Origin of the sequence: Natrialba asiatica DSM 12278 (assembly GCF_000337555.1) — an archaeon.
Classification (GTDB): Archaea; Halobacteriota; Halobacteria; order Halobacteriales; family Natrialbaceae; genus Natrialba; species Natrialba asiatica.
This window is the reverse complement of the sequence record NZ_AOIO01000040.1, coordinates 149248-160311: the sequence shown is the minus strand read 5'-3', so window position 1 is coordinate 160311 and position 11064 is coordinate 149248. Positions and strand designations below refer to the sequence as shown.

Genomic DNA, 11064 nt, shown 5'->3' with positions numbered 1-11064 from the left:
GTTATCTAGAGGGCAGGGATTTATGTTGGTGGGTGAGAAATACGGTCCGTACCACTAGCAGCTAGTTTCATTTTACTAGGGAGTCTGAGGATATTACTAGATGTAACTAGACTGCTGTTCTCTAGTGGCCTGCTCTACTAGAGAACCATTCTCTGTTACTAGAGTAGTCAGTTTCCGGCTATTCCGCACGAAGATCGGCTCAAACTATCGTTCGAGGTGAAACGAAGGCCTCTCTTCGCTCTCAGCTATCGAGATCGCCGTCTTCTCTCGGAACTCTCCAGTTGAAACGGAGGGGTGGGGGAGGGGACAGTCCATCATATTTGAGGGTGTAAAACATCCTATACCACCTCATAATACACAATCGTGCATCCCTTTTCACCGCTGTCAGATTCGGATCCGAACTCGTAATGATGTCTCGTGTATAAATGTTGGTATCATACACCACGTGTGTGTGTATCGTACTTCTACTGACTGTCCCACCCGGGGTTCGTTTTTGACCGGGGCCGTTGATCAGCCGCCCACGGATTATCCATGTCGAACATGATAGATATCCGTTCTGTGTTGTCTGAATCTCAATACGTTTGACGTAGGCTTAAGTGAGTTCAGTCAGTAGTACGCGCAGATGCACCCCGCGGTGCTGGAGGGCCCTACAGATGGGACTGTTCACAGAACTCAAAGATAGTATCTCTCGGGTTACGGACCGCCTGTTCTCCGAACAGGAACCCAAACGAATCGGTATCTATGGTCCGCCGAACGCTGGAAAGACGACGCTCGCGAATCGAATCGCCCGCGACTGGACTGGCGATGCGATCGGGACCGAAAGCCACGTTCCACACGAAACGCGGCGCGCGCGAAGGAAAGAAAACGTCGAGATCGAACGCGACGGCAAGACGGTGACAATCGATATCGTCGACACGCCCGGTGTGACGACGAAGGTCGATTACGAGGAGTTTACCGACGAGATGGAAGAAGACGATGCCATCCGCCGTTCGCGAGAGGCGACCGAAGGCGTCGCCGAGGCGATGCATTGGCTTCGAGAGGACGTCGACGGCGTCATCTACGTGCTCGATAGCGCGGAGGATCCGATCACCCAGGTCAACACAATGTTGATTGGTATCATCGAATCTCGCGATCTGCCGGTGCTCATCTTCGCGAACAAGATCGATCTCGACGAGTCGAGCATCAAACGGATCGAAGACGCCTTCCCACAGCACAAGACGATCCCGCTGTCGGCAAAGGAAGGCGACAACATGGACGAAGTGTACGACTCGATCGCGGAGTACTTCGGGTGATCGCCTATGCCAGAGGCTACTAACGCGGACGACTCGGACTCCCCGGACTCTGACGGTGTCCAGATCGATCTCATCAGCGGCGAGCGAATGGACAATATGGCGACGATGGAGAAGATTCGGATGATCCTCGATGGCGTTCACGATGGCAACATCGTTATCCTGGAAGAAGGGTTGACGCCCGACGAGGAGAGTCGCCTCATCGAGGTGACGATGTCGGAAATCAGCCCGGACGAGTTCAACGGAATCGAGATCGAGACGTATCCGAAATCGGAGACGCGCGATTCGTCGTTGCTCGGCCGGATCATGGGTAACAACGAGTCGGAGACGAAGTTGACGGTAATCGGACCGGCAAACCAGATCGAGACCCTACACAAGGACGAAACGCTGATCAGCGCGCTCGTCTCCCGTGATTAGAAACTCATGCCACACGAATGCACAAACTGCGGTCGGACGTTTCCCGATGGCTCCAAGGAGATGCTCTCGGGTTGTCCCGACTGCAACGGGAACAAGTTTCAGTTTACGCCGTCGTCGGCGATGGGGTCCGCGGATTCGAGCGCCGGCCGGAACTCGGCGGCGGAGCAGCCATCCGACTCTGTGAAGACGGGATCGGAGTCGAAGTCGGCGTCGAAATCGGGGGTGGAATCAGAATCCGATTCCAGCGGAATGACCTCTCGCGCCGCAGAAACCGTCCGTGATTGGGTTTCGAGAGACGAAGCGGATGCGTCGGTCGACGAGTCGCCGGCGTGGCCGTCTACCGGGTCCTCCTCTTCCTCTCCTTCCGCATCCGAGACAGCGGCTGCAGATGCGAGTTCAGATGGGAACTCGTCAGCGGAGACGGCGGAGACAGCGGAGTCGGGTGAACTCGGGTCGTTCGAGGAGTGGCCCGATACTGCTCGCCGTCCTGAAGACCGATCGACGGGTCCGGAGGGCGAGCGCGGTGATGAATCGGACTCGAGTTCGAGTTCGAGCTCGAGTTCGAGCTCGGATGTGAAGTCGCGTTCGGCCGCGGCTGCAGACACGGAGACGAGTTCGGGTTCGAGTTCAACTTCGAGTGCAGGTCCGAGTCGGGTGACGATGGCGGACAGCGAGAATACGGCGCAGTCGGACGCCAGGAGCGAGGTGGTTGCGACGGACGAGTTGCCGACCGGGTCGACAGCGCCGTCCGAATCGGATCCGTCCCCGTCTTCGCCCAGCGATTCGACATCGCCGCCGGCATCGGGTTCGGGTCCGGGACCGGGACCGGGTTCGGCTCCCGCGACAGATTCGCCTTCCGGCGATGCACAGGCGGCTGCCGAAGGGTCACCGGGTCACGGACGTGTCGTCAGTGAACCGACGGGAGAGACCCCGTCGATGGAGGAACTGCGGGAAGAACTCAACAAGCAGTTCGAGAGTATCAAGATCGTCCAGCCCGGGCAGTACGAACTCAATCTAATGGAGTTGTACAACCGGGAGGAGTACATCATTTCGTTGCAGGAGGACGGTCGATACGTGATTGACGTTCCGGATTCGTGGCGCGATGAGGGCGAGTGACGGCTGTTTTCTCCCGTAGCCATGATCACGTCGTCGTGAATCGCAGACCGCGTACCGCGGACCGTTCGGCCGGGACAGATGGATTTAAGCGAGACGGGCGACAGGTTCGGACCATGAGCACTGCAACCAAGATTGTCGTCGCAACGGTCGGTGTATCGGCGCTGCTGTCGATCCTGCTGGTCTTCCAGAGCGTCTTTGCCTGATGTTCGAGACCCGCGACCTCTCACCCCCGGTCGAGGCCGTTCGGGACGAACACGCTCCGGATGCACTCGTTGTTGACTGTGAGCGTGACTTCGAGACGCTGCCGCCCGCGCAGGCGGAAGACCTCGGACTACTCGTCGACGGACTCGACCCGGTGAGCTATCCCGACACGTGGCTCCCTGCGGATGCCCCGACGCTGCTCGCTCGCTACGCGAGTTCAGATCTGACGATCGGGATGCCGGGCGACGGTAGCGTCGTCTGGACGCGCCAGACCGATCCGGCGATCGTGCTCGTCAAACCGCGCGTCGAGGGGTCGCCGCAGCCGTTCATCGAGTTCCTGCTCGCGGAGGCGTTCGTCGAACTGGGACTCGAGACTCCCGAACACTTCCTCGGGTTCTTCGAGGAGCGGTACGTGGACCTCGACCGGGCGGTCGAGCGCGGGCCCAACAGCACCTACCAGATCGCTGCGGCGCTGTACGACGGCTGGCTGGGGCTGCAGACGCGCGAGACGTTCGCGACGTGGCACGACCAGGCCGACCGCACAGTCCTCGGCGATTCCTGGCAGGACGCGGGAACGAGGCTCGAAGACCGCGTTGCGGAATTGTCGCGGGCGGTCGCACGCGGTGACACGGACTTTGCGGACGCGACTGAACTCGCGTGTGCGGCGATCAAACACGCAATCGAGTTACCGGCACCGTTCGGGGCGCTCGATACGGACGCGTACCGTCATCACGGGCCCGAGTACGCGATCAGCTGGGCGGAGAAGACGTTCGATGCGCTTGCGGAGTGAGAACGACGCCCCGAGTTTCGGGTGGAGAAATACGTGTGCGTTTCAGGAACTCACCGCGGTCGTCGTCAGAAATCGACGTCGATGCTTCCGTCCTCGTCGAGGTCGATCACGCCATCGAAGCGCTCCCGGAATCGCTCGACGAGTTCGGGATCGTGGGGGTCTTCGGAGACGTGAAAGAGGCCGACGGCGTCGTACGCTGCGAGGAGTTCGAGGATGCGGTCGACGGCGTCGAGTGCCTCTTCGTCGCCGGCGTAGTAGGCGAGTTCGGTGACGGAGTCGAAGCTGATTCTGAGTTTGCCGTCGTGGGCGTCGAGAAAACCGTCGATATGGTCGACGATGCCGTCGACGTCGTCGGGGGCAGCGACGTAGTGGACGCTGTCGCTCTGGCGGCGCGAATAGCCGTGTTCGATGCTGAGGGTGTCGAGGATTTCGGCGCGGTCTTCGTCGACATCGTAGTACTCGAGTTTCTGTTTGGCCTCGCGGGCAGTTGTTCGAGTGGAGACGACGAGGAAATGATCCGTATCGGTTTTGAGAAAATCGGTGTCGATGCGGTCGGTTTCGCCGGTACTTGGATGGAGCAAGAGAATGCCTGTCCCACCCGGTACCGTGGTGGGTGTCTCCTCGATCTCGAGCGTGTAATCCATACTGGCGTGAACAACTTCCGGGATCGACTTAATAGTGCGGATCGATGTGAACTCGCCGCCATCTGCTTCTCCGTCGAGTTCCCGCGTATCGCTCTTGCTGTCGTGCGCTTCCGGCTACTCGCTAAAAGATTGCCATTCGGAGAGTCGCGCCGTCAGTGACGGCCACCACCGATGCCCACGGTAGTTCGGCCGGCCCGTTTCTCTCCACGCGTATATTTTTAGGCTACCCTAAAGAATCTGTCGCTGCGAGAATACACGGCAACTGTGACACGCCAGTCACCGGTCTCGACCGTCGGTGCAAGTCGAACTCGTTTTGCACACGGAGCGACGTAGAACGGACATGAGCGTACGCGAGGAGTTCGACGACTGGGCCACGAGCGGTCGCGATCGAGGAATGGAGGAACGACACTGGCAGACGGCAAAGCACGCACTCGCCCGCATCCCGGTCGAACCCGGTGACACGGTGCTCGATCTGGGGTGTGGGAGCGGCTATGCGGGTCGGGCGCTTCGAGATACCAAGGGTGCGGGTCGAATTTACGGGCTCGACGGGTCGCCCGAGATGGCGCACAACGCGGCGAGCTATACGGACGACGGGCAGGTTTCCTACGTCGTCGGTGATTTCGGATCGCTCCCGTTCGCCGCCGATACGATCGATCACGTCTGGTCGATGGAGGCGTTTTACTACGCCGCGGATCCACACGAAACGCTCGCGGAGATCGCTCGCGTACTTCGTCCTGGTGGGACCTTCTACTGTGCCGTCAACTACTACGAGGAGAACGTCCACTCCCACCAGTGGCAGGAGAAGATTTCGATCGAGATGACCCGCTGGGACCGCGAACAGTACCGCGATGCCTTCCGGGCGGCGGGACTCCACGTCGCCGAGCAGGACACCATTCCCGACCGCGAGATTACGATCCCTGCCGAGACGGAGTTCCCGACGGAGAACTGGGAGACCCGCGAGGAGATGGTCGAACGCTATCGCGAGTTCGGGACGCTGCTTACCGTCGGCGTCGCCCCGTAAGGTCGCCGGTCGGGGGTCGCCGATAGCCCCATCTGCTACTTGTCGTTCCCCCTCTGTTTCGACTCGAACTCGCTCTATCGATGGTGTCGGACCGTCTACTATCCGTCTCTTTCCAGTTGAAACACACGCCTGTGTACGCCAGACGACGAGTCAGTCGGCTCCCGAGCGTTACTTGTGGCGCTCTCCCGCTGGAATCGCCACGTCGAGCCAGTTCTCCTCCGGCGGTAGCGGACAGTCGAACGTCTCGCTGAACGCACAGAACGGCGAGTATGCGAGGTTGAAGTCGACGACGAGTTCATCGTCGGTCTCGAGATCTCGATCGGCAGCCAGTTCCATGTAGCGTCCGCCGTCGTAGGTCTGCTGGCCGGTCGTCTTGTCGCGGAAGGGGACGAAGTACGCTTCCTCGTTGGGGCTCTCGAGCTGGTACGCCGCGAGTTCGGCCGTCGTGTCTTCGAGGTCGGCATCTGCCCGGTCGAGGCCGAACGTGAGGGTGGCGACTCGAAGGTACCGCATCTCCCGGCCCGCCGTGGTATCCATCAGGACGACCTCGGGGTCGTCGTGGGCCTCGACGGTCGCGGTGACGCGGTAGTCCGGATCGGGATTGAAGTAGTCGAGCCCGTCGAAGTCATCGCGTTCCTCCGGCGGGATCGGCGACTGCGGATGCTCGGCGAAGAACTCGTCCTTCTCGGCGCGTTTGGCCTCGAGTTCGTCGCGCCACCGGTCGGTATCGATGTCAGCGTCGGCACCGGATCCGGCTTTCGTATCGCTCTCCTCGCGGTTGGTGTCGCTCATACGGCCTGTTCGGTGTCGCGACTCGTGTGTGTTGCGTTTCTGCGGGCCGCTGGAAGCCGCTTCGTGTGCGGGAGTGACCCACCCCGGAACCGGACTCAGAATCCGGCCCAGACGCCGGATCAGAAGGAGGATACTTAGTTGTCCATTGCGTACAATTCAGACATGTTACAGTACGACGGCCCCTCGTTTCGGGTGGTAAATCGATGACCGACCGCCGCCCGATCGTCGTTTTTCTGAGTTCGCTGATCGTGCTCGCCGGCGCGTTCGTTCTCATCTCCAGCGTAACGGACGTGAGCGTGATCGCCTTCACGCCGGTGTACATGTTCACGCCGATGGTGGCCGGAATCGTGACGTGTCTAACCGGGTCGCCGTCGTTCGAGCAGGCCGGGCTTCGCGCGCCCTGGGGGCGGCTTCGCTGGCTCGCAATCGCCGTTGCCGTCCCGCTCGTCCTCGTCCTCCTCGGCACCGGGATCGCCTTGCTCCTCCCCGACGTTTCGTTCGTCCCGGACGCGAATCCGTTGACGGGCGAGGGGACCGAGTTCGCGCCGACCGACGCGGAGCAACCCGCCGGGCCGTCGCTGCCGGACTGGCCGCTCAATCTCCTCGTGACGATCGTCGCCGCGGTCGTGTCCGGCGTGACGATCAACGCGGTGCTCGCGTTCGGCGAAGAGTTCGGCTGGCGCGGCGTCTTTCTGACCGAACTGGCTCCGTACGGCTTCTGGCCGGCCTCGGCCGCGACCGGGCTGGTTTGGGGCCTATGGCACGCGCCGGTGATCCTCGAAGGGCTCAACTACCCGAACTATCCCGCCGTCGGCGTCGGGGTCATGGTCGCGGCCTGCCTCGCGATGTCGCCGGTCTACACCTACATCACGCTCAACGCCGAGTCGGTCATCGCCCCGTCGATCTTCCACGGCACGTTCAACGCCTTCAGCGCGACGATGATCGTCTTCGCCCAGGGCGGATCCGAACTCGTGGTCAACCCCGTCGGCGCGATCGGAATTGTGGTCTTCGGTCTCGCGACGGCTGTAATCGCCGTTCGCGGTGCGCCGACGCTGACGCGGGACTGGGCGCTCGAAGCCGAACACGAGGATGCGGCCGACTACGGAACCGAGGTCGACGGTACCGAACTCGAAAACGGCGCGTAACGGCGCAACTCGCCCTCCGGTTTGAATGGCTTCACACGAAATCCGGCTCGAACAGTTCCTCGATCGAACACTCGAAGTACTCGGCGAGTTTGAACGCCAGTTCGAGCGAGGGATCGTACTTCGACTTCTCTATCGCGTAGATCGTCTGGCGGCTGACACCGACCGCGTCGGCGAGTTCCTGTTGCGTGATCTCCGCCTCCGCACGTTTGACCCGCAGTCTGTTTTCCATGTCTACAGTCGTTGCTGGAGTTCCGTCCCGCCCAAGATAGCGAAGATCGTCGCGACCCCGGCCACTGCGAGGTAGTTGACGGCGGCCGGTGCGGTCCGGGTTGCGGTCGCGTAGCCGACGTAGACGGCGACGAGCGACCCGAGAAGAACGATACCAGCCCCCGCAAGCGCGGTGTGGATGTTGCGCAGATCCCGCTCGTCGACGACGCCGGAGTCGCCGCGCTCGGCGCGGATCGCATAGGCAACGTTCCCGCCGAGGACGATCACAGCCGGCACGACGGTCAACTCCACGATCGTCGGCTCCGTAAACGGCTCGCCGATGAGAAGCCCCAGAACCGGATACAGGAGCGCCGAAACGAGAAACAGCACGAGGTTGTACGTCGCTGGCAGCCACTTCCCCATTACCGGTCACCCCCGTTCGAGCCGAACTCGCGTGCGAGAATTCGTGGGAGATCCGCGAGCCAACTGATGATCGCACAGACGACCATTACTCCGACTGCCCCGATAAAGAGCCAGAAGGTCGCTCCCCGTATTACGAACTCGGGCGCGACGAATCCGGCGGCGATGATAACGCCGCTGGTGGCCGCAACGATAACGACGAAAAGGGCACCGTAAGCCTGTCGCGGGTTCTGCACCATATTCTCACCATCTTACTGATACCACATAAATGTTAAGCTATCTTTGCAAAATGAGTGGGTTGCTTAACATCCGCGTCCCGGACGCTCTCGTCGCACGCGTACCGGTTCGGTCGCTTCCGTCGCTACACGATGTCGCCGCCCGCTCTTGTGAGTGACTCCGCGCGCGAGTCGCCGTTCCTCATCCTCGTCTGTCGTCCGTCATCCGTCATTCCTACCCGCCATTCGCCGGCCGCCAACTGCCAGCCGCCGGCCGCCAGCCGAACTCGCGGCCTCCCGGGACGAGTTCTCGCGCGGCCGGTCCGTCAACGCTTTGGCTACCCGACGACGAGTTCGGGCAGCATGACGGACTGGCGCTCGGTCTTCGGCCACGCCGAACCCTACGACCCGCAGGTAGACGGCATCGAGACCGCCATCGACGCAGGGAAGGATGGCGGCTACACCGTCATCGAGGGGGCCTGCGGAACGGGGAAGACGATGATCGCGCTCACCGCCGGGATCGAACTCGTGCGCGATCCCGACACCGACTACGAGCGCGTCTTCGTTCTCACGAGCGTCAAACAGCAACTACGCCAGTTCGAAGCCGACCTCGAGACGATCAACGAGAACTTGCCCGACGACTGGAACCCGATTTCGGGGCTCACGCTCGTCGGTAAGGCCGACGTCTGCCCGTACAACCGCGAGGGTGCCGGCGACATCGACGACGGCAACGTCTACGACCGCTGTGAAACGCTCCGCGACCGAACGCGGGACCTGACCGGCGAGGGCGGCGAGACGACCGCCGCGGCGCTCACCGCGGGCGCGCGCCAGCAACAGACCGGACTCGCCGACAGCGGCCAGTCCGGGCCGACCGGTCGCTTTCTCGAGACCGCCGGCGAGACGGCCGCCTACCCACCGGAGATGCCGACCTACTCCGACGGCGGTCCCGTGAGCGCCGAAACCGAGTTCTGTCCGTTCTACGCCCGGTTCCTGGACGACCTCCCGGACGAAGGCAGCGACGGCGACGCGGTCGAAGCGGTTCCCTACGACTTCACCGACGCGGGAATGATCACGCCGGAGGACCTGGTCGCCCGCTCGGTCCGCCACGGCACCTGCCCGCACTCGATCATGGGCGCGGCGCTCGCCCACACCGAGGTCGTCATCGGCAACTACTACCACGCGTTCGACCCGCGGACGACCGGCTCCTTTACCGGCGCGCTGCTCGACGACTCCACGTTCGTCGTCTGCGACGAGGCCCACATGCTCGAACCGCGCGTGCGCGATCTCGTCAGCGACGGCGTCGCCGACGCCACCCTCCGAGACGCCGAAACCGAACTCTCGCGGGTCATCCAGCCGATCGAGTTCGAACGCGAGGGCCGCCGCGCACAGGGCGGGTCCCAGACCGCCGACGCCGACCTCGTCCGCGCCGAACTGCAGGACAGCGACGTTACCTTCGAGGAACTCAACCGCACGCGCGAGTTCATCCAGGATCTGCGGAGCGAACTCGACCGCCGGGTGCGCGCCCATCTCGACCGGAAACACGGGGGATGGCAATCGAATCTCACCGACCTCCCGGACGAGGAAATTCCGCTTCGCGACCCCGCCGAGCCCGCCGAAGACGAATTCTCCGAGTGGGCGCGCGACGCGGGCTACGGCGACGCCGACTGGGTTCGCGCCGAGGCCGTCGGCGCGGTCGCCGCGCGAATTCTGAATGAAGCTGAGGACGAAGACCGGACCCGGGCCGCGCCCGCCGTCGGCCGCGTCCTCGGCGACTGGTACCGCTGCGGGCACACCGACTACTTCCGCGAGATCGAACTCGAGCGCACGTGGAACGACGCGGAGCCCGCGGACTCCTGGCGCAGGGCCTACACCGCCCGACTCGCCTTGCACAATTGCGTACCGAGCGACGCCATCGGCGATCGGCTCGCGGCCTTCGGCGGCGGGATTTTGATGAGCGCAACCCTGGAGCCGATGGACGCCTTCACCGAGGTGACGGGACTGCAGTACCTCGCGCGCGAGGAGGATCGGCCGGTCGTCGAACGCCGGTACGGATTGCACTTCCCCGCGGAGAACCGCGAGAGCTTCGCGGTCGCCGCGCCGAAGTTCACGTACGACAATCGGGGACGGACGGGGGACGACAATCCGACGCGAGTTCACTACGCGGATACGATCGAACGGGTCGGCCGACTGCCGGGCAACGTCCTCGTCGGGATGCCGAGTTACGCCGAGGCCGAGTGGATCGCCGGGATTCTCGAGGACCGCCTCTCGAAGCCCGTCCTGCTCGACGCCTCGAGCGACGACGAGACGACGGAGTCGCTCAAAAGCGAGTTCTTCGCGGGCGACGGCAAGGTGCTGGTGACGAGCCTTCGCGGGACGCTAACGGAGGGGGTCGACTACAGCGGCGACCGCCTCTCCGCGGCCGTCGTCTGCGGCGTTCCGATCGTCAACACCTCGAGCCCGCGCACGAAGGCGGTGCGACGGGCCTACGACGACGAGTTCGGCGACGGCTTCACGTACGCGCTGACGATTCCGGCGGTCCGGAAGGCGCGCCAGGCGACCGGCAGGGTGATCCGTTCGCCCGAGGACGTGGGCGTTCGCGTGCTGTTAGACGAGCGCTACGCCCGCGAGAGTTGGGATTCGGTGGTGCCGTATCTGCCGGATGACGACGAGTTTCAGGCCGTGAGTCCGGACATGCTCGAGTACGGGCTAGACCGGTTTCGATCGCGGCTCTCGTGACGGTGTGGTTCCCCGTTCCGCCGCGTTGGTTTCGCTGCGTCGTGTTTCGCGATTCGCATGTGTTTCGCGGT

Annotated in this window: 13 protein-coding genes; 8 read left to right on the top strand and 5 right to left on the bottom strand. The window is 62.8% G+C overall.

The features are described 5' to 3' along the window. Window positions 1–653: 653 nt before the first annotated feature. The 5 genes from C481_RS18365 (at window position 654) to C481_RS18350 (ending at window position 3813) form a co-directional block, all read left to right on the top strand. Complete coding sequence (locus tag C481_RS18365; protein ID WP_006110826.1) at window positions 654–1292, top strand: Era-like GTP-binding protein; 639 nt, start codon at window positions 654–656, stop codon at window positions 1290–1292. Between the two features lie 6 nt (window positions 1293–1298). Then, entirely contained in the window at window positions 1299–1706 is a 408-nt protein-coding gene (locus tag C481_RS18360; RefSeq protein ID WP_006110825.1) for a DUF2073 domain-containing protein, read from the top strand. Between the two features lie 6 nt (window positions 1707–1712). After that, window positions 1713–2822, top strand: a complete 1110-nt coding sequence (locus C481_RS23215) for an OapC/ArvC family zinc-ribbon domain-containing protein (RefSeq protein ID WP_049904756.1) — start codon at window positions 1713–1715, stop codon at window positions 2820–2822. Window positions 2823–2935: 113 nt separating this feature from the next. Further along, window positions 2936–3025, top strand: a complete 90-nt coding sequence (locus tag C481_RS23335) for a hypothetical protein (RefSeq protein ID WP_449406463.1) — start codon at window positions 2936–2938, stop codon at window positions 3023–3025. Continuing rightward, window positions 3025–3813, top strand: coding sequence for a DUF7089 family protein (locus tag C481_RS18350; protein ID WP_006110822.1), 789 nt, complete (start codon window positions 3025–3027; stop codon window positions 3811–3813). The genes C481_RS23335 and C481_RS18350 overlap by 1 nt, the downstream gene beginning before the upstream one ends. Before the next feature lie 65 nt (window positions 3814–3878). On the opposite strand, the gene C481_RS18345 is transcribed toward C481_RS18350, so the two are convergent. Next, entirely contained in the window at window positions 3879–4457 is a 579-nt protein-coding gene (locus tag C481_RS18345) for a DUF7090 family protein (RefSeq protein ID WP_006110821.1), read from the bottom strand. 340 nt (window positions 4458–4797) lie between these two features. On the opposite strand from C481_RS18345, the gene C481_RS18340 reads away from it, so the two are divergent. Further along, entirely contained in the window at window positions 4798–5478 is a 681-nt protein-coding gene (locus C481_RS18340) for a class I SAM-dependent methyltransferase (protein WP_006110820.1), read from the top strand. A gap of 168 nt (window positions 5479–5646) precedes the next feature. Here C481_RS18340 and C481_RS18335 read toward each other — a convergent pair whose 3' ends face one another. After that, a complete protein-coding gene (locus tag C481_RS18335) occupies window positions 5647–6270 on the bottom strand; it encodes a DUF1684 domain-containing protein (protein ID WP_006110819.1) in 624 nt (207 codons plus the stop codon). Between the two features lie 203 nt (window positions 6271–6473). On the opposite strand from C481_RS18335, the gene C481_RS18330 reads away from it, so the two are divergent. Continuing rightward, on the top strand, window positions 6474–7415 hold the full coding sequence (locus tag C481_RS18330) for a CPBP family intramembrane glutamic endopeptidase (RefSeq protein WP_006110818.1): 942 nt from the start codon (window positions 6474–6476) through the stop codon (window positions 7413–7415). Between the two features lie 31 nt (window positions 7416–7446). Here the strand turns inward: C481_RS18330 and C481_RS18325 are convergent, their stop codons facing one another. From C481_RS18325 to C481_RS18315, 3 genes are read right to left on the bottom strand one after another with little or no spacing between them, the layout of a single operon-like run. After that, entirely contained in the window at window positions 7447–7644 is a 198-nt protein-coding gene (locus tag C481_RS18325; protein WP_006110817.1) for a helix-turn-helix transcriptional regulator, read from the bottom strand. 2 nt (window positions 7645–7646) lie between these two features. Next, the gene (locus C481_RS18320; protein ID WP_006110816.1) at window positions 7647–8045 is read right to left on the bottom strand and encodes a hypothetical protein; all 399 of its coding nucleotides are present in this window, start codon (window positions 8043–8045) and stop codon (window positions 7647–7649) included. Continuing rightward, window positions 8045–8281, bottom strand: a complete 237-nt coding sequence (locus C481_RS18315) for a hypothetical protein (protein ID WP_006110815.1) — start codon at window positions 8279–8281, stop codon at window positions 8045–8047. The genes C481_RS18320 and C481_RS18315 overlap by 1 nt, the downstream gene beginning before the upstream one ends. Before the next feature lie 339 nt (window positions 8282–8620). Here C481_RS18315 and C481_RS18310 point away from each other — a divergent pair, with 339 nt between their 5' ends. Then, the gene (locus tag C481_RS18310; RefSeq protein ID WP_006110814.1) at window positions 8621–10993 is read left to right on the top strand and encodes an ATP-dependent DNA helicase; all 2373 of its coding nucleotides are present in this window, start codon (window positions 8621–8623) and stop codon (window positions 10991–10993) included. Window positions 10994–11064: the final 71 nt, after the last annotated feature.

Coding starts and splice junctions, on each gene's coding strand:
- C481_RS18350 (WP_006110822.1), top strand. CDS start 3,025: ATGTTCGAGACCCGCGACCTCTCACCCCCGGTCGAGGCCGTTCGGGAC.
- C481_RS18315 (WP_006110815.1), bottom strand. CDS start 8,281: ATGGTGCAGAACCCGCGACAGGCTTACGGTGCCCTTTTCGTCGTTATC.
- C481_RS18330 (WP_006110818.1), top strand. CDS start 6,474: ATGACCGACCGCCGCCCGATCGTCGTTTTTCTGAGTTCGCTGATCGTG.
- C481_RS18320 (WP_006110816.1), bottom strand. CDS start 8,045: ATGGGGAAGTGGCTGCCAGCGACGTACAACCTCGTGCTGTTTCTCGTT.
- C481_RS18360 (WP_006110825.1), top strand. CDS start 1,299: ATGCCAGAGGCTACTAACGCGGACGACTCGGACTCCCCGGACTCTGAC.
- C481_RS18365 (WP_006110826.1), top strand. CDS start 654: ATGGGACTGTTCACAGAACTCAAAGATAGTATCTCTCGGGTTACGGAC.
- C481_RS18340 (WP_006110820.1), top strand. CDS start 4,798: ATGAGCGTACGCGAGGAGTTCGACGACTGGGCCACGAGCGGTCGCGAT.
- C481_RS23335 (WP_449406463.1), top strand. CDS start 2,936: ATGAGCACTGCAACCAAGATTGTCGTCGCAACGGTCGGTGTATCGGCG.
- C481_RS18325 (WP_006110817.1), bottom strand. CDS start 7,644: ATGGAAAACAGACTGCGGGTCAAACGTGCGGAGGCGGAGATCACGCAA.
- C481_RS23215 (WP_049904756.1), top strand. CDS start 1,713: ATGCCACACGAATGCACAAACTGCGGTCGGACGTTTCCCGATGGCTCC.
- C481_RS18335 (WP_006110819.1), bottom strand. CDS start 6,270: ATGAGCGACACCAACCGCGAGGAGAGCGATACGAAAGCCGGATCCGGT.
- C481_RS18345 (WP_006110821.1), bottom strand. CDS start 4,457: ATGGATTACACGCTCGAGATCGAGGAGACACCCACCACGGTACCGGGT.
- C481_RS18310 (WP_006110814.1), top strand. CDS start 8,621: ATGACGGACTGGCGCTCGGTCTTCGGCCACGCCGAACCCTACGACCCG.